Below are 23,124 nucleotides of genomic sequence, written 5' to 3'. Positions count from 1 at the left end.
TTTTTATTATAATCCAACATTAATACCTAAACTTACATTTCTTTGAACAGGATAAGTAGCTATACCATCTTGACTTCTGGCCTCGGGATCTATATTAAAAATATTCTTTTTTTGTAGAGTTAAAAGGTTATAACCCGCAAGATAAATTCTTGCATTTTTAACATTAATTTTATTTAAAAAACTTTGAGGAATTGAATATCCGAGTGTTAAAGATTTTAATCTTGCATAAGTTGCATCTCTTTGGTAAATATCTAATGTTGCATCATTATGTTGGTTAAGACCTATTGTACTTGGAGCGGGTAGTTTAGCTGCAGAGGGATTATCTGGATTCCAACTATGATCTACTTGATATTGAAATGGTACAAAACCAATACTAGTTGTAGCAGCTAATTCAAGATCATTAGGTACTACATCAAAATTTGTAGCTCCTTGCCATAACATAGCAAAATCAAACCCTTTGTATTCTAAGTTTACGTTTAACCCAAAAAACCATTCTGGAGTTTGATTCCTACCAATTACTTCTTGATCTCTAAAATCAATAATATTATCTCCGTTTCTATCAACGTACTTAACATCTCCTAATTTAGGTTCACCTAATTGTGGGTATTCTAAACCATCATTATCTATTTCTTCTTGTGTATCATAAAATCCATCTGTTCTATAACCAAACCTACGATTAACCCATTGGCCAGTTCTTTGATTTAACCTAGCATCGTCAGGATCATCTAAATCAAACTCTCTTTCTATTACTTTTACAAATTTTTCTCGTGTCCAAGTAACATTACCGGATATATTAATGTTTAAGTCACCTATGGTGTTTTTATGCGTTAATACTAGTTCAAAACCTCTATTATCTCGTTCTTCAAGATTTTCTCTTGGTAAAACGGCTCCAAAGGTATCTGGAAGAGCATCTTGTCTTGTGGCTAAAAGCCCTGTTCTTTTTCGATAAAAAGCGTCAAACTCTATTCCTAATGCACTATTCCAGAATGTTGCATCTAAACCTAAATTGTAAGTAGTCATTTCTTCCCAAGTTATATTAGGATTAGCAAGTCCTTCTGTTCTAAGTGTTGTTAAAAACTCCTGCCCTTCATAGAGATATTGCTGGTTAATTGCATTTCTTAAACTATAACCACTTAAGTAATCAAAATTAGAGATGTTATCAAATCCAAGGCTAGCTACAGAAGCTCTTATTTTTAAAAAGTCAACTGTTGAAGAATCGCTCAAGAAATCTTCTTTAGACATTACCCATCCTAATGAAATCCCTGGAAATAACCCCCAACGTGTTTCTGTTGGAAATTGTATGTTTGCATCTAATCTATATAACGCTTCTAATAAAAACTTTTCTTTATAGTCATAATTAACGCGACCAATAAAAGCAGATCGTCCGTTTTGAGAAAAGTTGTCACCAACTTGCTGTTCTCCAATAGCTGCGAATAAAAACGGTTGATCTATAGTTAGCGGATTATTTCTTAGTGCATAAAAGTTATAAGTATCTGTATAAATATTTTCATAAATGGCTTTTGCAGATAAATTATGGACTCCAAAAGTACGGCTAAAATCTAACCCTACTTGTGTTGTTATTCTACTAAAATCATCATTAGAAACCCTAGTATCTGCTATATTTGTAGTAAAAGACTCTGTGCTTTCTCCAGTAACAAAATCATGATCATAAGTTGTAAAGGGTGTTCTAATTTTTCGGCTTAAATTACTTGATCTTTGAAATGCAAGCTTTCCAAAAGCACTTAAACCACTTACAGGAATATCGTAATCAAAATTAGCAATTAAATCAAACTGTTTTCTTTTATCAAGAAAAAATCCTGTGATAGAACTATTGGAATAGGCTACTGCACTTTGTCCTAACGGATGAGATGCTGTTAATAAACCATCTGGATTTCTTTGAATTGCTGGGTTTGATGATGCTATAAACCGAAAAATTCTACGGTAAGCATCTTCTCCATTATCAACATTTACAGGTGTTTCTGTTTCTTGTTCTCTATATTTTAGATTAAGACCTACTGTTAATCTATCTGAAATATCAGCATCTAAAGTTAAACCAATATTATATCTTTCAAACTTACCATCACCAGACTCTAATAAAGAGTTTTGTTGTAAAGCTCCAACAGACCCAAAATACTTAACTTTTTCAGTTCCACCTCTTACGTTAACATTATGTTGATGCATCATAGACCAGTCTTTAAGAACAACATCTTGCCAATCTGTACCTTTAAAGCCTTCTTCTGTACCAGCTTTAAACCTTACAATATCTTCATTAGAATAAGTAAGGTCAGCTTCCGCTACCCCTTCTAACCTCTCTGCTCTTTGAACATAATCTGCGTAACTAGCAGCATCAGCTATTTCAGGTAAAAATGTTGGTTGTTGAAATGTAATACTGCTTGAAAAATTAATTTTGGGCCTTCCTATTTTACCCCTTTTGGTTGTTACAAGAATAACTCCATTACCAGCTCTAGCTCCGTATACTGCTGCAGAAGCATCTTTTAAAACAGATATAGATTCAATTTCATTAGGGTCTAGTTGTTGGTAATCTCTTGGTACACCATCAACAATTACTAAAGCGTTACCAAACCCTCTAATTCTAACATTTGCTTGGTCTCCTCCAGGTTGACCATCATTTTGTGTTACCACTAAACCTGGTAAACGCCCCGCTAGAGACTGTGTGGTATTAGTTGTTGGAGTTTGAACTAAGTCTTTAGATTGAACTGTAGCAACTGAACCTGTAATAGTTGCTCTTTTTTGCTTTCCATAACCTACTACCACTACCTCGTCTAATTTTGCAGAGTCTTCAATCATTACTACATTAATAGTAGATTTATTGTTAACAGGAATTTCTTTTGTAACATACCCTAGGTATGACACCACTAAAATGGCATTTGTGTTTTCAACATTTAAAGTATAGTTACCATCAAAATCTGTTTGTGTACCATTACTTGTTCCTTTTTCTAAAATATTAGCTCCGGGTAGTGGTACACCGTTTTCATCTGTAACAATGCCTTTTATTGTTATTTTTTGAGGTTTTAAAACACTTGTATTTAAGTTATTTATATTTACTGCAGGTTTATCTTTTTTTTCTATTAAATAAACACGCTTTTTTATAACGTTATAATCGGTTGTGGTAGTTTTAAAAACCGACTCTAAAATGGTTGTTATTTCTTGTTTATTTACGTTAACAGAAACTTTTCTGTTTAAATTAATGTCTTTTAGTTTATATATGAAACGAAATTGAGTTGATGCTTCAATTTCATCTAACAATTCACTAACTGTTACATTATTTAGCTCTAATGTAATTTTAGTTTGTTGTGAATAGGTATCATTTGCTTGAAGTGTCATAAATGATACGAAAAAGAAAAGGACACTTAGCTTCATTTTTAAATCGAATTTTAGTGAAGGACAAAATCGGCCCCTAATTGTAGGAGATTTTTTTTTCATACTTTTGTGATGTTAAATGTGGTTAATCTATTATTTAGTTTAATTGCGTCATATCATCGGGAAATGTTGCAGCATTTTCCGATTTTTTTTTATTCTTCTTAAGAACAAAAACGACTTTAGTTAGTAATTGTAATTTTACATAAGCCTGTTGTTTTAGTTTATAATTATTTTATGTTCTGTTATTGTATAATCTATATTATAATTTTGCTTAATCTCCTGTAAAACAACGTGTATTGGTGGGTTTTTACCAAAGCTTGCATTAAACTTATCAAAAGATATGCTGGTGTTATTATTAATGATTTCTACATTATAATGACGTTCTAGTTTTTTTAGAATATTGTGAAAAGTCATATCTCTAAAAACCAATTCACCATCCATCCATGATGTATATATACTTGTGTTAACTTTACTATTAACTATGGCTTTATTTTGTTTATTAAACGTTGCTTTATAACCTGGTTTTAGGCGTTTTACATCTTTATCATTAACAACTTTGTGGCCTGTGTAAAGCCCTACTGAACCTTCAACTAAAACCACTTCAGTTTGTGTATCTTCAGTATAAGCTTGAACATTAAATTTTGTACCATAAACTTTTACATTAAGCGCTTTTGCATTAACTATAAAAGCTGATTTGGGATTTTTAGCTACATCAAAAAACACTTCGCCATCAACAAACACTTTTCGTTCTTTTCCTTTTATAAAGTGTACAGGGTATTTTAATGATGACCCTGAATTTAAAAATGCCGTAGTACCATCAGAAAGTACTACCTCAAATTTCTTTCCGTAAGGTATTGTTAAGGTATTATATACTAAGGTTTCTATCTTTGCTTTTGTGTTATTGTACTGTAGTTTAGTTTTTTGCTGGGTAACAACAGTATTGCCTAGGTTACTTTTAATAGTTGTATTTGTATTTTCATTTAAAACTTTAATTGTTCCGTCATCTAATTTTAAGGTAATTACTTTAGCAGGATCTACTGTTGGTGTTTTATCTGAATAAAATATTACTTGCGATAAAACCAATGCTACTATTAAAATAGCTGCTACTGATGATACTATGGTTAAAACCTTTGTTTTAGGTTTTATATTATTTTGAATATCATTCCATAAAGTATCCTTAATGCTGCTATTATTTTTTTTAAAATCTTGTTTTTTATTAGCTAATACAAGCATTTTTTTTTGATATGTTTCAATTAGCATCTTTTCATGGTTATTTAATGTACCATGAATAGCTTTGTTTAAAAGTTTTCTAAACTCTTTTTCTTTCATAATTAATGCTTGTATTATTATGTTCTAAAAAACAGACATGTACTCCCGCTGCATTTCGAGTTTTAACATTTTTTTAACATTTTAGAAGTGTTTAAAAACTGTCTAGAAATTAGACAAAAGCACACATAAAAGAGAAAGTAACGATGTTAATGTGTGTTTAATAGATTTTGTAGCTATAGAGATCTGGTTTTCAACCGATTTTTTTGAAATACCTAATTTAATAGCTATTTCATCATTGGTGTAATGCTTTAATCGGCTTAACTCAAATATTTGGGCGCAACGTTTTGGCAAATTATTTAGCGCCATTTTAATAACACTTAGTTTTTCATCAAAATCTATTTGCTTTTTCACATCAGGCTCAACAGATAATTTTAATGAATTGATAACTTGCTTTTCTAATCTGGTAAATTTTTTGCTTTTTAAAAACTTAAAAGAAGCATTACGTACTGCTACATATATGTAAGCATCAAAGTTTTTTATGTCGAGCTGTGCTCTATTTTGCCAAAGTTTAACCCAAATATCTTGTACTATATCTTTGGCATTATTATCATTACCTACAATAGATTTTGCATTTGTAAACATAGACTCCCAATACAAATCAAATAATTTTTTATAGGATTTGCAATCGCCTTGTTTTATACTCAATAGCAAAAATTCTGCATTAGTAATATGCTTAGTTGGTAATGGCAATTTTATAGTTGTTTAGTTTAGTTGTGTTGCAATAAATGTACATTTAAATTAAACTTTCACAAAAAAAATGCTGTATTTGGTGCCATATTTCTAAATATTGAATTATTTTTTTTAGGAAAATACCCACGCACCCAAATTAAAAAAACCTCAAAAAACATTTGTTCTTTGAGGTTTTTAATATACTAACTGTTAACTTGTTACTTTACTGTTAGCGTATATTGTGGTGTTGGGTTTAACGGACAAAAGTATACGTATTCACCTTTTGTTAATTTTGTTGGGTTAGATTTTTCTACCTTTCCGTCTTTTACAACTTGTGTAACATAAGCTGTTTTAATATGGCTTTCTGCATTACTAGCATCTGCTCCTTTTTTTACTAAAACCAAACCTACATCTTTACCTACGTTATTGTTTGCAATGGCAAAAACATAAGTACCTGCGTTTACTGTTACAGATTTTTGTGTAAACTCACCTTTAGTTTGTTCTAAAGTAATGGTTTTTACCTCTTGTGCGTTTACATTTACTATAAATGCTAAAGCTACTACTATAATTGATACTACTTTTTTCATCTTTCTGTTATTATTATTTTGGTTCAAATTATTTATACGTTTGCTGTTTCAAGTTCTTGAGCTAAAGGAAAATCTATAGCTACTTCGGTTAAATTGTGTAAAGTATTTGTAACAGTAATCATTGCATAAGCCAATGTTAAATCTACTAAGTTTTCTTTGGTGTAACCTGCATTAAAAAAGGCTTCCTTTGAAACTTCAGACGCTTTACCGCCATTTTCAGCAACTTCTTTAGCTAATACTGCTAAAGCATTATATTTGGTATCCCATGAAGCTTTTCCTTGTCTAAGTTCTAAAATTTGCTCGTCTGTAAAACCTTTTAATTTACTTGTTGCAGTATGCGCAGACTGACAATATTTACATGCGTTTACCTGACTTACCGCTAAGTCTATCACCTCTTTTTCTTTAGCCGAAAGCGATAATTTTGTGTCTGAAAATTGTAAAAAAGCACCTAAAGCAGTTTTTGAGTGTGCCATAGTAGCGTATAAATTTGGCACAAAGCCTAATGCTTTTTGCAAATTATCAAAAATTGCTTGGTTGTTTTCTGTTACTTCCTCTCTTGTTGGTACATTAAATGTGCTCATAATTATTAATTTTAAATTGTTGTGTTTATTGTTTTAAATCTTGGTACAAAGTTGCAACATGCTTAGAAGTTACACCATGTAAACATATCCCGATGACATGTCATTTTTTCCCTTTGCTTTATTTAATGCTTAATTTTTATTTATAAATGGACGTTCTGCATCACAATAAAAATCATGTATATGCTTTTGTTCACAATGTGTTTTAGCACTAATAGTATTAAACACTTGTTGTTTTTTTCCTCTGAATATTTCAATTAAATTGAATATTGATATGTGTTTTAAATTCATCGCTTTGTTGTTTTATAATTACAATGCAAAGATGAATTAAAAGGAAAGGCATAACCATAGACGAAACACCCAAGTGTTTGTCAATTTTTCCCTAAGAAGTAGTTTCTAATTGCTTTTTGAAGTCTGATGGTGAAACGTTAGTGTATTTTTTAAACAAACGGCTTAAATGTGAAGCATCTTCAAACCCTAATTCAAAAGCTATTTCTTTAGCCGTTTTATTTGTATACATTAACAAACGTTTAGCTTCTAAAATAATACGTTCATGAATTATTTTTAAAGGACTTTTATTGAATTTTGAGAAAGAATTTGATAACGTTTTAGCCGATTTAAATAAAGCATCGGCATAAAACTGTACACTATGTTGTTCTCTAAAATGTGTTTCTACCAACACATTAAAAGCTCTTAGCAGTTCGGTTTTAGTATCTTGTTTATTAGTATCAATATCCTTTTTATCCTTTAGCAAACGTGTGGTTTTTATAATAAATCTTGCCATGAGCATTCGCAACATTTCTGCCTGAATATTGTCTTTAGTTTCTAATTCATCCAGAAAAATATCATGAAGTATGTTAAACTTTGTTTGCTCCTTTTCGTTTAACGTTATTATGGGGTTTGGCTCATTTCCAAAGAATAAAATACCCGCACAACCAACCTCTTTATCGTGGTCTTTTATGCAGTAAAACTCTCTGTTAAAAAAATATACTCTTAAATTTTCGCCATTTACAAACTTAAAATATTGCACATTGGTTAAGGCTAAAATACTATGTGGCGCCAAGGTAATTGGTATGCTATCTACCTCTACATTAGCCTCAACTTCATCTGTACAAATAAAGGCGTAAACCTCTAACGGTTTTGCTGTTTTAAAAGGCTGCAAAAGCGTTTCGTTTCCTATTTTTAATAAAGCGTTTGTAGTAAACTCGGTAAATGCATGTATCATGTACACTCAGTCTAAAAACACAATAAAACATTACATTATTTGTGTAATTTTAATTGAATACGCTTTCGCGGAAAATCTACCTCTAAAACCTTAACAATAACTTGCTGATGCAAACTAATGTGTTCGTTTACATCGCTTACAAAACCTTCGGATAAATTTGAAATATGAATTAAGCCGCTTTCCTTTATTCCAATATCAACAAAAGCACCAAAATTGGTAACATTATTTACAATTCCTGGTAATAATTGCCCTTCTTGCACATCGGTTATGGTTTTTATGTTTTGATTGAAAGTAAACACTTTGGCTTGCTCACGAATATCTAATCCAGGTTTTTCTAATTCTTTTACAATATCTTGAAGCGTTGGCAACCCTACTTTATCTGAAACATATTGGTTTAAATTAATATTTTTTAAAACCGAAGCATTACCAATAAGTTCGCTAACGGTTTTGCCTTCGTTTTTGGCAATGGTTTTTACAATATGATAACTTTCTGGATGCACCGCAGAATCGTCTAACGGATTTTTAGCATCTTTAATACGAAGAAACGCCGAACCTTGCTCGAAAGCCTTTCCGCCAAGGCGTGGTACACTTTTTAAATCGGTTCGCGATTTAAATGCTCCGTTCTCATCACGATAAGTCACAATATTTTCAGCAAGTTTTGGGCCAATGCCAGACACATAACTTAACAAACTTTTAGAAGCTGTATTTAAGTTTACGCCAACAGCATTTACACAATGTTCAACAACGGTATCAAGCTCGCTTTTTAATTTAGTTTGATCTACATCATGTTGATATTGCCCAACACCAATACTTTTAGCATCAATTTTAACCAATTCTGCCAACGGATCTTGTAAACGGCGCCCAATAGACACGGCTCCTCGCACCGTTACATCGTAGTTTGGAAACTCATCGCGTGCAATTTTTGATGCTGAATAAATACTTGCTCCTGCTTCGCTAACCACAAATACTTGCATATTGTTTTTAAACCTAATTTTACGCACCAAAGCTTCGGTTTCGCGTGAGGCTGTTCCGTTTCCAATAGCTATAGCTTCAATTTTATAAGCTTCAGCTAAGGTGCTAATTTTTTTAATAGCACCTGTGCTATCATTTTTTGGTGGATGCGGATAAATGGTTTCATTGTGTTTTAATTGCCCTTGCGCATCTAAACACACAATTTTACAACCTGTACGAAATCCTGGATCTATTGCTAAAACACGCTTTTCTCCTAACGGCGAACCTAGTAATAATTGTTTTAAGTTTTTAGCAAACACAGTAATAGCAGCTTCATCGGCTTTTTGTTTAGCTTGTTGCAACGCTTCGTTACTTAAAGATGGCAACAACAAACGTTTGTAAGCATCTTTTATGGCTATTTCTATTTGTTCGGCGCAGTCGTTATTCGATTTTATAATACGTTGTTCAATCTTGTTTAACGCTCTGTCGTCATCAATTTCAATTTTCACACGAATAAAACCTTCTTTTTCTGCTCTAAGAATGGCGAGTAAACGGTGCGACGGAATTCTGCTAAGCGATTCTTCCCAATTAAAATAATCTTTAAATTTTTGGGCGTCTTCTTCGTTTTCTTTTGTTTTTATAACCTTTGTTGAAATAATAGCGAAACGCTCTAATTGATGCCGCATGTTATTACGAATATCGGTACGCTCGTTTATCCATTCGGCAATTATGTGGCGCGCGCCTTCCAGAGCGTCTTCAGCAGAACTTACATCACCTTTTACATAACGAAATGCCACAGATTCTACATCTCTTGCATTTTGGCTCATTAATATTTTGGCCAAAGGCTCTAAACCTAACTGGCGTGCTTTTTCAGCCTTCGTTTTTCGGCTTTTTTTGTAAGGCAAGTATAAATCTTCCAGCGCCGTTAAATCTGTTGCTGAAGTTATTTTCTTTTCTAAATCTGAAGTTAAAACACCTTGTTCATCTAAAGCTTTTAAAATGGCTGCTTTTCGTTTTTCTAAAGTTTCAAATTGTTCTTTATATTTTACAATATCACCAATTTGTACTTCATCTAAATTTCCTGTGGCTTCCTTACGGTAACGAGAAATAAACGGTACGGTACACGCATCATTAAGTAAATTAATGGTGTTTTGTATGGCCCTTTCAGGTAATTGTGTATGTGTATATATGTAGTTTAGTAATTGCATGCTTTTGACTTTTTGAAACACACGCAATTTAGAAAAGAAACTCTTTTTTTACATTATTAAAGCCATTTATGTCTAGTTAAAAACTAGACATTTTTGCTTTTAACTGATAATCAGCATTGTTTTACAGCGTTAATGAACAGTAAAATCTAATCAATCTTCAGTAAAATAACCATTAGTTCTACTTTTAAAAACGATTGTTACTCTTAAAACGTTTAATATTAATTTAATTTGCCATGTATTCTAACCAAATGTAAATAAACTTAAGAGATGAAAAATTTTTTAAAAATTTTAGCTGTTGGTGTTCTATTGGTTTCTTGTAAACAAGAAGAAAAAATAGCCATGGCTAATGAGAGTGACTCAAATAAATTTGAGCCTAATTGGGAATCTTTAGCAAAACACACTGCAGACCCTGAATGGTTTCATGATTCAAAACTAGGTATATACTTTCACTGGGGTGTATATAGTGTTCCTGCTTATGGCTCAGAATGGTACCCATACAGGTTATATAGAGTAAATGAGTACCCTGACTATAAAGAATACCATGAAAAAAATTATGGCAAATTAGAAGAGTTTGGTTACCATGATTTTATACCAATGTTTAAAGCTGAAAATTTTGATGCTGAAAATTGGGCCGAATTATTTAAAGCAGCTGGTGCTAAATTTGCTGGTCCGGTAGCGCAACACCATGATGGTTTTGCTATGTGGGATAGTGAAATAAACCCATGGAACTCTGCCGACATGGGACCGAAAAAAGATATTACTGGTGAAATTTTAACAGCAATAAAAAAGCGTGGTTTAAAAACAATGACCTCTTTTCACCATGCTAGATTAAGACAACGCCATGATGGAGACTCTACTAAATGGGATACTTACAATAGCCATTTTGCTTACCATCCAGATTACCCAACATCTTCTGAAGATGAAAAACTTAAAATGTTTTATGGTAACATGCCACAAAAAGAATTTGACCAATATTGGTTAGATCAGGTAAATGAAGTGGTTGATAAATATTCACCAGACATGTTATGGTATGATGTATGGTTAAACCATGTAGCTGAAGATAAAATACAAGAAATGTCTGCACATTTTTTAAACAATGGTTTAAAAACAGGACAAGAGCCTGTATTAATTGCTAAGCATGACGATTTACCTAAAACTATGAGTGTTTTAGATATTGAACAAGGTGGTAAAAAAGATGTTTCTGAAACCGTTTGGATGACCGATATTACTGTTAGCGATAAAGGTAGCTGGTGCTATACACATGGGCAAGTATACAAATCTCCAGAGTTATTATTAAGAAATATGATTGATGTTTGGAGTAAAAACGGTGTTGTATTGTTAAACATATCACCAATGGCCGATGGTACCATTAATAAAGAACAACGTGATCTTTTAACTGGTGTTGGTTCATGGTTAGAAACTTATGGTGAAGCTGTTTATGGCACAAGACCATTTCATATATATGGTTTTGGACATGCCAAAGCTGAAGATGGTGCTCATGGCGGGCAATCTGCTAAAGTAGAATACACAGCTAGCGATGTACGTTTTACTACGTCAAAAGATAAAAAATCCCTTTATGTTTTCTTACTTGGTAAACCTAAAGCCGGTACTAAAATTAACTTAGGTAAACTTAACAATATAGGCTACGGGCCAGCAACCCCTGTAAAACGTGTTGTTGAGTTAAAATCTGGAAAAGAAGTTACATGGGAAAGAACGGAACGTTCACATTCATTTGTTATTCCAGAAGATGTTGAACTAAGTGAATTAGCTAATGTTTTTAAAATGGAGTTAGAATAAACTAAACACTAATTTTAGATATAAAAGCGCTTGATTTAAAAAATCAAGCGCTTTTTGTTTTATATAGTATGTAGCTATAAAATTAAAAATATACGATGTTTATCGTATTTCTTCACACTTCATTAAAAAGTAGTTTTGTTAACCTCAACAACTCATATTTTTATGAAAACACTGAAAGCTTTAAGTTTCTTAATTACATTATTCTTAGCATTCAATGCTTATTCTCAAAAAGTAGATTTTGTAAATGCACCTAAAAACCCTTTACCATTAGGAGTTAATTTAGAGAAAACACAGCTTAAAGGCGATGTTTTTCAACATAATTTGACATTTTATGACACTAATGGAAAAAGGCTTGATTTAGAAAAAAGAAAGCATATTTCTTACGACCAGTTGAATAGACCTATTTCTATAACCTACCCTAACGAAACTATTAAAGAATATAAATACGATGCTTCTGGTAATCTAATATATGATGATGGAATAATTTATAAATATGACAACCAAAACAGAATAATAAAAGCAAACTATAATTGGGAAATTGTGGAATACAGCTATACAAAACAAGGCGATATTATTATAGTAACTATGACACATAAAGCAAAAGATAAAGCACCAACTACCCAAATAGAATACTATAACAAGGGTGTATTAACAGCAAGAAAGAAAGGCAAAGAGCGTAAAAAAACTTTCTTTAAATATAAGTACGATGAAAAAGGCAACTTGATTGAAAGCATGGAAACAGATGCAGCAGGAAATTTAATAAATCAAGATTTATCTAGCATTATTTACCATAGTGAATATAAAGAGTTTAATAAAAATGCAGTACTTAAAAAAACCACTGGAGATTTAAATTTAAAAGGTGGAGTAGCTATACCTCATTTGTATATTAATGGTAAATTAGACTTTACAAATTTGTGGAATAAATTCAATAACGATTATATATTCTATAATCCGCTTACTTCTAAATATTACGTAGCAAAAAATGCTTTTAACGAGTCAATTGCTCTTAACCAAAACATTCCGTTTAAGCCTTTAATAGAGGGAGAAAACATACTTATTAGTGATGGTAAAACTGTATTGCTAATAGAGCAAGGAACGTCAACAATGTTTGCAAATAGAGAATGGAAGTACGAAGCTAAATATAAAAACATCATAGTCAGAGACACAAAAAGTGGCGATGTTTATTTTGTTCCAAACGCTTTGGGAAAAGATACTAACGAAACTAAAGCCTATCATGCTATTTCTATGAATACAAAAGATAGCGAAGTGTGGTACATACCAAACACAACAAAAAAAGGAGTAAATCTTTATGTTAAAGGAGAAGAAATTAAAGGTTATGGAGTAGCAGGTTATATTGATGGCTCAGTAGATTTTGTGATTACTACAAACGGGAAACCTACTTATGTTTTAAGCAACTATAGCAATTCTAAGCCACAACAATTTAGTAAAGGCCGTTATTTTAATGCTACAGTTGATAAAGTTTCAAGCACATCAAATACAAATTCAACTACATCACAAAACAAATCATCAACCGCTTCTTGTATTACAGGAAATTGTGCAGACGGCTACGGAACATATATTTATGAAAGCGGTGCTAAAGTAGAAGGTTTTTTTAAGAATGGGAAACTTGACGGTTACGGAGAGTTTATTTACGCTAATGGCGACACTTATAATGGTAATTACCTTGTCGGTCAACTCGATGGTTATGGCATTTATCACTGGAAACAGAAAAACTTACTGTATTATGGCCATTGGAAAGATACAAAGCAACACGGTTACGGATATTTTGTAAAAAATGGAGAAACAGTTGAAGCTGGTATCTATAACGAAGGGAAATTGGTAACCAATCTTTTAACCGACTTTTCTAACGGCAAGTCTAGTGGAAATTGTCTCGGTAATTGTACCAATGGCTATGGGTCTATCACCTACAATCAAGGTGATGTTTATGAGGGATTATTTAAAAACGGTAAGCCATACAAAGCTGGTACTTATATGTGGACTAACGGCAATAGTTATATGGGTGATTGGGACGAAAGTGGTAAAATAAATTACACAGGCCAATTTTTTACAGATACCTATGTTTATAAAGGTGCTTTTGCACACAATGGATTTATTACAGGTCTTGGTGTAAAACTAGATAAAAAAACAAACACTAAAAGCTATGGTGAGTTTAAAAGCGGGAAATTGGTTGTAGATTATGCCAATAGCCATACATCCGCAGCCACTACAACAAATAACAGTACTGCCTCAAAACAAGCAGAAAAAGCTATGCTAAACTCAGCAAATTTATTAATAAAATTATACTACAAAAGTAATTCTGAGTTTAAGAAAATTGTAGTTAAACAACATAATAATTTTACACAAACAATGAGCATTGATAAGTTAAATAAACTACATGCATTATTTATTAAACACCTATTTCAATTAGATAAAGTAGTCGCTCATAGATATTTATTATACTTACCAAACCCTTATGCAAATGCCAATACAGGCAAAATTTTAACCGAATTAAGTAATGAAGAACGAACTTTCATGCGAGAAGAATCTAAGCGGTTTTCTAGTCAATATAAATTAAAAGAACAATATGTACCTAAAAATTAAAATACTTTTAACTAGCCTATTACTACTTAGTTTAAATACAATTGCACAATCTGTAACAAATATAAATGCAAAAGATTACGGATTTGAACCAAACACCAAACAAGTAGAAATTACAACCTACAATATTGATAATGACAGTGCAGTGGCGTTAGAAATTAGTAGCTACAGCTTTAACAATGAAGGTAATATTGAAAGCTATGAGCACCGAAATAAACAAAACAAGTCTTGGGAAAAAGAAAAAAACATTTATAAAAAGGGAAAATTACACAAAAGAACTTGTAAGCATACTAATTCTACTCTAAATAAAAAGCATTACTACACTTATGATGACAATGGCAACTTAATCAATGAGCAAATTCGTTTAAATAACGGAAATACGAATACTGTGAAATTTGAGTATAAAAATAATTTACTTCACAAAGTTAGCAGTAGTACCAATGAGAGTATAACTACATATCACTATAGCCAAAAAGGGCATTTATTTAAAAAAGTATACTCTAAGAAAGGAACTGATAAAACAAATGTTATTTCCAATCACTTTTATTTAGAAGATAAAGAAATTTTCTCTTATACAGCGCCAAAAAACCATTATAAAGCACATATCTATAATGAAAACGTATACATTGGTTTTGAACTTATGGACGACGAGCGTATTAAAAGCAGACTAGATAGAGGCATTCAACGATTTAACAAAGAAGCGCCTAAAGATAACCTTCCGTTCAATCTACAAAAGCATTGTAACCAAACTTGGCAGTTTTACAATAAAAATTTAGACAAAGCAGTCCCTTTTGAAATAAAAATTCACAAGTATAAAAAAGATGCTTCGGGTAATAATATAAAGTATGCAGAAGCACTAGTAAACATAAAAACAAAAACCATTACAAGTATTAGTTTTTACAAAACAACCTTTAAAAACAATAATGTTGTAGGTAGTACAGCTTTTGATAGTAAAGCATTTTCTGAATTTAACGAAGATATTAAGTTTATAAATATTCCATAACATTTATTAAATGACAGCTAGCAATTTTGAAATAAAGCCACTATCCTCTCAAGACAGAAACAAACTTAAAAAGCAGTACCTATTTGCTATTTTATTTTTACTTGTAGCAAGCGCTATATTTTATTTTATATATGCCTTTGTTATAAAACCAGATAACTTTAGCACAATTCCTATTGTAATGTTTTCTATGTTCCTGTTATTCTTTGCTGGTATTTTTTCTTATATATTTTGGAATACCTACATCGATTTAAAACGAGGTGTTAAGCACTGTTACACAGGTATCATTAGCGATAAACGTATAGATAAACACACCACTAAATCAAGAAGTTATAATACAGGATTAGGAACAAATACAAGACACAAGTCTAACAGAACATATTACTATATAAGTATTGATAACAACGAACATAGTGTACCATATTCAGAATATGCAAAAGTAAGCGTAAATGATAAAGTATATTTAGAATCTAGCCCTAAAAGCAAAGAGGTTTTAGCGTTTACTGTTTTAGAAAAACATCTAAATTCGGCTAATAACATTACCAATTCATTGCATGTTATTCCTTTTAAAAGTAAAAGTATTACCAAACCTATGCGCCAACAAGAAATTGAATTAGTAAAAAAGTTAGTTTTCAAAAAAATTAGAAAAAATACAATCTATTTTCTGCTAAGTGCCATGTTACTTTTTGTGCTTTGGACGGGTTTTATTTTGTTTCTAATTCCATTAATAATTGCGTTTATATATTATGCCATTACGGCACTCATTCAGCTAAATCAATATACTAAATTTAAACGGAATGGATGTTTAAAAACAATTAGTAAAGTGCAGGTAATAGATAAATTAAAAACAACCTCAAACAAACATTCTACTGGTTTTAAAATTAAAACTAACAACGGCATTATTAATGTTACTGCACTTGTTTATAATAAAATACAAGCCTCTCAATATATAAATTTACATAAAGCATCTATTATAAATATTATGTATGACGTAAGTTTTGATGAACATATATAGATTGAACACAGTACAAAAAACAACATTCTAAATTTTACCAACAGAAAATATTAACCTTATGAATAGCTTTTTTTCTCTTATAGATAAGCCGTTAAAACATTATGCACAATGGGATTTTTTAGTGTTTATGCTACTTACTGCTTTATCTATTGGAAACGGACAAACCACTGTGTTTTATGTTATTTTCTTTTTTTGGTGGAATGAACTTATTAGATTAATAATCGATAGATTACTTTATAAAAGAAACAAAAACGCTGTAATTGTAAGTAGCAAAACGTCTATTATAAGTTCATTATTTCAAATGGGTGTTTATTTTGTTTTTATTGTAGTTTTCTTTGCGTTTATGGCTAACTGGAATAACGATGTACTTATTTTCACTAACATGAAAATATTATTTTTCAGAAATTGGTTTTTTAATATTAATCTTTTATTTCTTCTTGTAGAGCGTATTATACTTCACCGCACACAACAACCTTTAAAAATAAGTTTTGGAGTTTTTACACCAAACATGTTAGTTCTACATGCTTCCATTATTTTAGGCGTAATTATTATGTTGTTTGTGGTTCGTAATTTTCCTGAAACATTTACACCAACAAATTTATTGGGTTCAGTACTTATAATTTTACCTTTTATATTTATTAGAGGTATGGTTCAATATTTTAAATCTAAGTATAGTTAAGTTTCATTTTCTTATAATAGAAAATAAAAAACTGTATGATTAAAAACAGTTAGCAGAAAACGAAGTACTCTATAATTTTTTAAGCTACTTTTTTAAGCAAATCAAAACAAGGGCATTTGCCACAACGCTTTTTCTCACTTTTTTTATATTTTTCACAACATTTACTTTTCACTTTTTTGGCATTAATAATACCAGCCTCATGCAAACTTTTAAGTGCTTTTTTTTGTTGCTTCTTGTCTAATTTATTTTTACCCAAAACTTATATTGTTAAAATACAAACCGTTGCAAAGATATTCTATTTTTAATAAATCTAAATAAGATTAATTGTTAAAATTATCTTTAATCAAAAAAAAGAGGTGCTTAAACACCTCTTTTTTCATAATAAATCAATTAAATCTATCACCCTTTAACCTGATTTTCTGCTTCTTTAATCATTTTTTCATTTGGTAAAATAGCTACGTTAACCCTACGGTTTTTTGCTCTACCTTCGGCAGTACTGTTATCATGCATTGGCTGTGTTTCTCCAAACCAATTGGTTGTTAAACGCCCGTTGCTAATACCATTTCCAGCTAAATAATTTGTTACTGCGTATGCTCTGTTTTTTGAAAGTGTCATGTTATAATCTTCAGCACCTTGGCTATCAGTGTGCCCAACTACTAAAATATTTGTATCAGGATATTCTTTAAAAACACCTATTAACTTATTTAAAGTAGCTTGAGATGCTGCGTTGATATTATACTTATTAGTATCAAAATAAACACCACTTGATTCATCAAAAGTTACAACAATACCGTTATCTACACGCTCAACTTCAGCACCTGGTATTTCCTCTTCAATTTTTTGAGCTTGCTTATCCATTTTATTACCAATAAGCACACCTGCTCCACCGCCAATTACTCCACCAATAACGGCACCTAACTCGCCATTACCGCCTTTACCAACATTATTGCCTATTATAGCTCCTAAAATGGCACCACCAGTAGCACCAATTACAGCACCTTTTTGTTTATTATTTGCATTTTGAACCGATTTACAGTTTGTTAAACCAAAGGTTAACACCACTGTAAACAGAAGTATTGATATTTTCTTAATCATAATTTTTAGTTTTTATTGTTTAGTAAAATTCATTGAAATTGTAAACGGCTTACCTTTTACATTAACCGTTTGTTGCCACTGCATCATGGAATCAGACAAAGCCGTTAAACTCAACCTAAAACCTGTATTGGTTTCAGATTTATACTTTTCAGAAGTAGGTTTTAAAAGAAAATCATACAAACCAGTTTCTGCATTTACTTCGTCTATTGTAAACATGAAATACCGCTCTCCAGATGCACAACTTAAACCGTTAATTGAATATATACCAGTGTTATTATTTGGTACAAATTGCCATGTACTACCTTCAAAACAGGCTTTATCTGCATCATTTAAAAGTGTTACATTATAGGTACCTGCTTCACTGTAATCTATATTATTTAACACCCAATTTCCTTTAATTACTTTTTTTGAAGTTCTTACTGTTTTTGAAGTTCCGCAGGAAAGAACTGTTATTGAAAGACATAGTAAAATTAATTTTTTCATTATGCTGTTTTTGTTTTTGGTTACTGTTTATATATACGATATTGGTATAGTTTCAGATTGTGATTTTAAGCAACTTTGATTTTAACATTACTTTTAGAAACACATTTAAACCAATACAGAACAGCATGTTATAACAAAAACAATAGCTATTTTAGGTTTGAATATTTAACAAACATTAACAAAAAAAAGAGGTTACTTTTTCAAGCAACCTCTTTCATTTAAATATATAATTTTATTAATTTTTACTTAAACCAACTCGAAGAACTACAGAGCCAATACCACCTACTTTTCCATCAGAAAATGAAATTTCAATATCATTATGTTCTTTAACAAGTTTAGGGTTTATCTTTATAATTTTTGTTGAACCATATTCAGTTTCAGTTTGAAGATAATCTGCAATACCTTCAATAGGAACATTTAATTGCTCACCATTAAATACTACATTTATTTGTTTACCGGCATTATCATTATCTCGCCCTACAGATATTCTTAATGTTGCATATGCTGCTTCATTATACTCTGAAACTTTTATAGGAAAATTAATCTTTTCGCCTGCCATTAAAATTTTTTGTCCTACTTTACTATAATAAGGCTGTACATCAACTTGGTTTTTAATTTTAATAGTACTATTGTATGTTAATTTTATAACTACCGACTCTCTTCCCTCTAAAACAAAATCATCAAGGCTTTGTAGTGTCTCCTCTTTAAAATACGGCGTAAAGTCTTTATTTTGGCCATGTTTTTTAACCTCAATACTTTTAAATGCATTATTGGTAAAGTTAAAATCTATTGTTTCCGTTTTAGCTCCTAGGTTGTTTAAAACCACAAAAACATGCTTGCCATCTAAAAATGTTTGATACTGAATATCAGGATTTTCACATTCTGACAAAATTCTTTTTCCGTTTATTTCAGAAAATAATTTATAAAAATTAAAGTTAGCTGTTTCTTGCCAAGCATTACCCTTTTCATAATTTTTTGGCACAAGCAAGGTTGCATAGTATTTAGGATTCCAGCCAACAGTTTCTAATAAAATAAATGGCACCGCTTTTCTTATAATGTGCGGATTATTCATAAATGTCATTGTGTTAGAAATGGCACTTCTGGTCATTAACCTATCAGTTATAGACCTTCTTGTCATTTCATATTTGAAATTTTCCTTTTTTGGTCCAATTAACTTTGTTGCTAATGCTTGTGGCACTAAGTTAGTTTCTTCTTTTGAAAGATACCCACCATGCTCACTAATAACCATTTGCACTTCCTTATCAAAGTTATTAATGGTATAATTTTGAATGGCGTCTAAAACTCCTTCAAGCGGTAAACCTGTGGTGACTCTTCCTGAAAAATCTTTTTTCTGTTCACTCCATTGTAAGAAGTCATAAATGTGAAATGAATAAAAGTCTAGTTTAGCATTAGTATTATCAATAAAAGCTCCAAAATTATTTAAATTAGAATAGTTTTTTTTATAAAAATATCCTACTGAATAACATGGGCCACCAATTAAAGTTTCAATATTTTCTTGCTTAACTTTTTCGTGTACTTTTAAATGGAGATTAGCAAATTTTTGTTCTTTTAATAACGACCAATGAGGCTCATTTACTATTTCATAAGTAGCTGGCCTATTAAAATCATTAAAACCATATTTTAAAATAGTAGTTACTAATTCTGCTGCTGCCTCATTATTTACAGGGTATTGTTCATCTTCTTTTTTAGGCGCACCATATTTTTCCATAAAATTTGGATATGCATTATGGCCTTCATGGTTTGCTACATCTAAATTATTCCATCTTAATTTAAATGATTTGCTAGCACTATTATCTGGTTTAATTTTTAATTTTAGTCTTTCTATGTCAACATAACCAGGTCTATTTGCATCTTCAATTACAGAGTTTCCGTATTTAACTTGGCTACGTACCATACCTAAATCTCTACCAAAATTAATTTTGTAATCATCTAAATACGTTTTTAAAAGTTTAGAATTACCTACTGCTTTTTCAAAATTTTTACCACCTGATGAAATATTAAAATATTTTTGTCTGTTTAACTCTAAATGGCCTTTTATTGAATTAGTTGTGTGCGGATCTACAAATATTTTTACTTGACTTGATGCCGAACTGAAAATTAAAAACCAAATTATAAAGAATAGTGGTTTCTTAGTGTAATGTGTTAATAGCATTATATAATTGTTTAGTGTTTAGCTTATTTGCAAACCGTTATTTACTTTAGCATCATCAGGGTTTACAAACACTAATTTACCTTCAGGAGTTTCGGTCATTAAAATCATACCTTGGCTTTCAACACCACGTAAAGCTCTTGGTGCTAAATTTACCAAAACGGTTACTTTTTTTCCTATAACCTCTTCTGCAGTAAAACTTTCAGCAATACCTGATACTATGGTGCGTGTATCAATACCTGTATCAACTTTTAATTTTAAAAGCTTTTTTGTTTTTGGCATTTTTTCTGCTTCAATAATAGTTCCAACACGTATATCAAGTTTTGTAAAATCTTCAAAAGTAATAGTATCCTTTTGAGGTTCAACTTTTTTATTGGCAGCCTCATTAGCCTTTTTACTAGCTTCTAATTTATCTAACTGTTCTTGGATGGTTTTATCTTCAATTTTAGAGAATAACAATTCTGCTTTTCCAATTTGATGACCTTCGGGTAATAACACATCTTTATTTGGAATATCATTCCAGTGGTTCTCAATACCATTTTCCTTCGTCGAATCACTCGAACTGACATTTAAAATGTTCTTTAACTTCTCCGAAGTAAATGGTAAAAAAGGTTCGCATAAAGTAGCTAGGGCACTAGCTATCTGCAACGCTACATACATTATAGTTTGTGTTCTTGCTTCGTCTTCTTTTATTTTTTTCCAAGGTTCCTCATCTGCCAAATACTTATTTCCTAAGCGTGCTAAATTCATTAATTCTTGGCCTGCCTCTCTAAAACGGTAACGCTCTATAGAACTTGCAATTACACTTGGGTATGCCTTAACAGCCGCAAGTGTTTCTTCATCAACTTGAGTAAATTCACTTGGTTTTGGTACAATACCTTGGTAGTATTTATTGGTTAAAACCACTACACGGTTTATAAAATTTCCAAAAATGGCAACTAACTCGTTATTATTTCTTGCTTGAAAATCTTTCCAAGTAAAATCGTTATCCTTTGTTTCAGGTGCATTGGCATTTAATGCGTAACGCAATACATCTTGCTGGCCAGGGAAATCTTTTAAATACTCTGGTAACCAAACGGCCCAATTTTTTGAGGTTGATAGTTTGTTGCCTTCTAAATTTAAAAATTCATTAGCAGGTACATTTTCGGGTAAAATATAGCTACCCTCTGCTTTTAGCATACTTGGAAATATAATACAGTGAAATACAATATTATCTTTACCAATAAAGTGAACAAGTTTAGTATCATCACTTTTCCAGTATGGTTCCCAATTTTTTCCTTCGCGTTCAGCCCATTCTATAGTTGATGATATGTAACCAATTGGCGCATCAAACCATACGTAAAGTACTTTGCCTTCGCCACCTTCAACAGGCACGGGAATTCCCCAATCTAAATCGCGTGTTACGGCTCTTGGGCGTAAACCATCGTCTATCCATGATTTTACTTGTCCGTACACATTTGGTTTCCAATCTTTTTTATGTCCTTTTAAAATCCATTCTTTTAAAAAATCTTCATGCTTATCAAGTGGTAAAAACCAGTGTTTTGTTTGTTTTAAGGTTGGTGTATTTCCGGTTATTGCAGACTTAGGATTAATTAAATCGGTTGCATTATGGCTTGTTCCACAATTTTCGCATTGGTCTCCGTAACTTTCTTCATTACCACATTTTGGGCATGTTCCAATAACAAATCTATCTGCTAAAAATTGTTTAGCTTCTTCATCATATAACTGTTCTGTAGTTTCTTCAATAAATTCACCTTTATCATATAATGTTTTAAAAAAATTAGAAGCTGTTTTATGGTGAATAGGTGCCGATGTACGTGAATAATTATCATAACTAATACCAAAGTCTTCAAAAGATTGCTTTATAATAGCATGATATTTATCTACAATATCTTGTGGTGTTACACCTTCGTTTTTTGCTTTAATAGTAATAGGAACTCCGTGTTCATCACTACCACCAATAAAGGCAACATCATTGCCCGTTAAGCGTAAGTAACGCACATAAATATCGGCTGGAACGTATACACCTGCTAAATGCCCAATATGAATTGGCCCATTAGTGTAAGGCAATGCGGTTGTAACTGTATATCTTTTTGGTTTATTCATTGTAATTTTATCGCGTTTCTGTGTCATTGCGAAGGAGGCACAACTGCAGCAATCTTTAAAAATTTAAGATTACTATTAAACAGATGCCCTCTCTTTACTCGGAATGACGAGTCTTTCAAAGCAACAAAAGTACATATTTTAAGGGCTTTTTACGAAAAAAAATACCTAATAAATGAATGACGTATTACGAAGTAATCTTTTAATAATAAAGGGTGTGATTGCTTCACTTTTGTTCACAATAACACACTTTACT

General features: G+C 31.3%; 18 protein-coding genes. 5 read left to right on the top strand and 13 right to left on the bottom strand.

The genetic code is table 11. The annotated features are described in order from the left end of the window. Positions 1 to 6: 6 nt before the first annotated feature. From FUA26_RS04700 to FUA26_RS04670, 8 genes are all read right to left on the bottom strand, one after another. The gene (locus FUA26_RS04700; protein WP_186826855.1) at positions 7 to 3,381 is read right to left on the bottom strand and encodes a SusC/RagA family TonB-linked outer membrane protein; all 3,375 of its coding nucleotides are present in this window, start codon (positions 3,379 to 3,381) and stop codon (positions 7 to 9) included. 216 nt (positions 3,382 to 3,597) lie between these two features. Further along, on the bottom strand, positions 3,598 to 4,710 hold the full coding sequence (locus tag FUA26_RS04695) for a FecR family protein (RefSeq protein ID WP_147132232.1): 1,113 nt from the start codon (positions 4,708 to 4,710) through the stop codon (positions 3,598 to 3,600). A 102-nt stretch (positions 4,711 to 4,812) separates the two neighbouring features. Further along, entirely contained in the window at positions 4,813 to 5,400 is a 588-nt protein-coding gene (locus tag FUA26_RS04690; RefSeq protein WP_186826854.1) for an RNA polymerase sigma-70 factor, read from the bottom strand. Between the two features lie 197 nt (positions 5,401 to 5,597). Then, positions 5,598 to 5,966 carry a cupredoxin domain-containing protein gene (locus FUA26_RS04685; protein ID WP_147132227.1) on the bottom strand — a complete coding sequence of 123 codons (369 nt, stop codon included), beginning with the start codon at positions 5,964 to 5,966 and terminating at the stop codon, positions 5,598 to 5,600. A gap of 32 nt (positions 5,967 to 5,998) precedes the next feature. Continuing rightward, positions 5,999 to 6,547 (bottom strand): carboxymuconolactone decarboxylase family protein, encoded by a 549-nt coding sequence (locus FUA26_RS04680; protein ID WP_147132224.1) that lies wholly within the window; start codon positions 6,545 to 6,547, stop codon positions 5,999 to 6,001. A 129-nt stretch (positions 6,548 to 6,676) separates the two neighbouring features. Next, entirely contained in the window at positions 6,677 to 6,835 is a 159-nt protein-coding gene (locus FUA26_RS15655; RefSeq protein WP_186826853.1) for a hypothetical protein, read from the bottom strand. Positions 6,836 to 6,926: 91 nt separating this feature from the next. Next, on the bottom strand, positions 6,927 to 7,769 hold the full coding sequence (locus FUA26_RS04675) for a helix-turn-helix domain-containing protein (protein ID WP_147132222.1): 843 nt from the start codon (positions 7,767 to 7,769) through the stop codon (positions 6,927 to 6,929). Between the two features lie 35 nt (positions 7,770 to 7,804). Then, entirely contained in the window at positions 7,805 to 9,928 is a 2,124-nt protein-coding gene (locus FUA26_RS04670) for a Tex family protein (RefSeq protein WP_147132221.1), read from the bottom strand. 267 nt (positions 9,929 to 10,195) lie between these two features. Between FUA26_RS04670 and FUA26_RS04665 the strand changes: the two genes are divergently transcribed. The 5 genes from FUA26_RS04665 (at position 10,196) to FUA26_RS04645 (ending at position 17,017) form a co-directional block, all read left to right on the top strand. Continuing rightward, on the top strand, positions 10,196 to 11,725 hold the full coding sequence (locus FUA26_RS04665) for an alpha-L-fucosidase (RefSeq protein WP_147132218.1): 1,530 nt from the start codon (positions 10,196 to 10,198) through the stop codon (positions 11,723 to 11,725). Between the two features lie 162 nt (positions 11,726 to 11,887). Next, positions 11,888 to 14,326: an MORN repeat-containing protein gene (locus FUA26_RS04660; RefSeq protein WP_147132215.1), complete on the top strand. Its 2,439-nt coding sequence runs from the start codon at positions 11,888 to 11,890 to the stop codon at positions 14,324 to 14,326. After that, on the top strand, positions 14,310 to 15,326 hold the full coding sequence (locus tag FUA26_RS04655) for a hypothetical protein (RefSeq protein WP_147132212.1): 1,017 nt from the start codon (positions 14,310 to 14,312) through the stop codon (positions 15,324 to 15,326). Before FUA26_RS04660 ends, FUA26_RS04655 begins: the two co-directional genes overlap by 17 nt. Positions 15,327 to 15,336: 10 nt before the next feature. Then, the gene (locus FUA26_RS04650; protein ID WP_147132209.1) at positions 15,337 to 16,338 is read left to right on the top strand and encodes a hypothetical protein; all 1,002 of its coding nucleotides are present in this window, start codon (positions 15,337 to 15,339) and stop codon (positions 16,336 to 16,338) included. A 58-nt stretch (positions 16,339 to 16,396) separates the two neighbouring features. Further along, on the top strand, positions 16,397 to 17,017 hold the full coding sequence (locus FUA26_RS04645) for a hypothetical protein (RefSeq protein ID WP_147132206.1): 621 nt from the start codon (positions 16,397 to 16,399) through the stop codon (positions 17,015 to 17,017). Between the two features lie 79 nt (positions 17,018 to 17,096). Here FUA26_RS04645 and FUA26_RS15650 read toward each other — a convergent pair whose 3' ends face one another. The 5 genes from FUA26_RS15650 to metG form a co-directional block, all read right to left on the bottom strand. Then, a complete protein-coding gene (locus FUA26_RS15650; protein WP_186826852.1) occupies positions 17,097 to 17,273 on the bottom strand; it encodes a hypothetical protein in 177 nt (58 codons plus the stop codon). A gap of 143 nt (positions 17,274 to 17,416) precedes the next feature. After that, positions 17,417 to 18,112, bottom strand: coding sequence for an OmpA family protein (locus tag FUA26_RS04640; protein WP_147132204.1), 696 nt, complete (start codon positions 18,110 to 18,112; stop codon positions 17,417 to 17,419). 12 nt (positions 18,113 to 18,124) lie between these two features. Continuing rightward, the gene (locus FUA26_RS04635; protein WP_147132201.1) at positions 18,125 to 18,595 is read right to left on the bottom strand and encodes a lipocalin family protein; all 471 of its coding nucleotides are present in this window, start codon (positions 18,593 to 18,595) and stop codon (positions 18,125 to 18,127) included. Positions 18,596 to 18,830: 235 nt separating this feature from the next. Then, complete coding sequence (locus FUA26_RS04630; protein ID WP_147132198.1) at positions 18,831 to 20,768, bottom strand: hypothetical protein; 1,938 nt, start codon at positions 20,766 to 20,768, stop codon at positions 18,831 to 18,833. Positions 20,769 to 20,786: 18 nt separating this feature from the next. Beyond that, positions 20,787 to 22,871, bottom strand: a complete 2,085-nt coding sequence (metG, locus tag FUA26_RS04625; protein ID WP_147132195.1) for a methionine--tRNA ligase — start codon at positions 22,869 to 22,871, stop codon at positions 20,787 to 20,789. Between the last annotated feature and the right edge of the window lie 253 nt (positions 22,872 to 23,124).

The organism is Seonamhaeicola algicola, assembly GCF_007997385.1.
In the GTDB taxonomy this organism is placed as follows: Bacteria; Bacteroidota; Bacteroidia; order Flavobacteriales; family Flavobacteriaceae; genus Seonamhaeicola; species Seonamhaeicola algicola.
The sequence above is the reverse complement of the archived record's forward strand: the minus strand, read 5'-3'. Positions and strand labels throughout refer to the sequence as shown.

What these genes read in the sequence shown, in the direction of transcription:
- FUA26_RS04700 (WP_186826855.1), bottom strand. Translation starts at nt 3,381, where the DNA reads ATGAAGCTAAGTGTCCTTTTCTTTTTCGTATCATTTATGACACTTCAA.
- FUA26_RS04695 (WP_147132232.1), bottom strand. Translation starts at nt 4,710, where the DNA reads ATGAAAGAAAAAGAGTTTAGAAAACTTTTAAACAAAGCTATTCATGGT.
- FUA26_RS04685 (WP_147132227.1), bottom strand. Translation starts at nt 5,966, where the DNA reads ATGAAAAAAGTAGTATCAATTATAGTAGTAGCTTTAGCATTTATAGTA.
- FUA26_RS04680 (WP_147132224.1), bottom strand. Translation starts at nt 6,547, where the DNA reads ATGAGCACATTTAATGTACCAACAAGAGAGGAAGTAACAGAAAACAAC.
- FUA26_RS15655 (WP_186826853.1), bottom strand. Translation starts at nt 6,835, where the DNA reads ATGAATTTAAAACACATATCAATATTCAATTTAATTGAAATATTCAGA.
- FUA26_RS04675 (WP_147132222.1), bottom strand. Translation starts at nt 7,769, where the DNA reads ATGATACATGCATTTACCGAGTTTACTACAAACGCTTTATTAAAAATA.
- FUA26_RS04670 (WP_147132221.1), bottom strand. Translation starts at nt 9,928, where the DNA reads ATGCAATTACTAAACTACATATATACACATACACAATTACCTGAAAGG.
- FUA26_RS04665 (WP_147132218.1), top strand. Translation starts at nt 10,196, where the DNA reads ATGAAAAATTTTTTAAAAATTTTAGCTGTTGGTGTTCTATTGGTTTCT.
- FUA26_RS04660 (WP_147132215.1), top strand. Translation starts at nt 11,888, where the DNA reads ATGAAAACACTGAAAGCTTTAAGTTTCTTAATTACATTATTCTTAGCA.
- FUA26_RS04655 (WP_147132212.1), top strand. Translation starts at nt 14,310, where the DNA reads ATGTACCTAAAAATTAAAATACTTTTAACTAGCCTATTACTACTTAGT.
- FUA26_RS04650 (WP_147132209.1), top strand. Translation starts at nt 15,337, where the DNA reads ATGACAGCTAGCAATTTTGAAATAAAGCCACTATCCTCTCAAGACAGA.
- FUA26_RS04645 (WP_147132206.1), top strand. Translation starts at nt 16,397, where the DNA reads ATGAATAGCTTTTTTTCTCTTATAGATAAGCCGTTAAAACATTATGCA.
- FUA26_RS04640 (WP_147132204.1), bottom strand. Translation starts at nt 18,112, where the DNA reads ATGATTAAGAAAATATCAATACTTCTGTTTACAGTGGTGTTAACCTTT.
- FUA26_RS04635 (WP_147132201.1), bottom strand. Translation starts at nt 18,595, where the DNA reads ATGAAAAAATTAATTTTACTATGTCTTTCAATAACAGTTCTTTCCTGC.
- FUA26_RS04630 (WP_147132198.1), bottom strand. Translation starts at nt 20,768, where the DNA reads ATGCTATTAACACATTACACTAAGAAACCACTATTCTTTATAATTTGG.
- metG (WP_147132195.1), bottom strand. Translation starts at nt 22,871, where the DNA reads ATGAATAAACCAAAAAGATATACAGTTACAACCGCATTGCCTTACACT.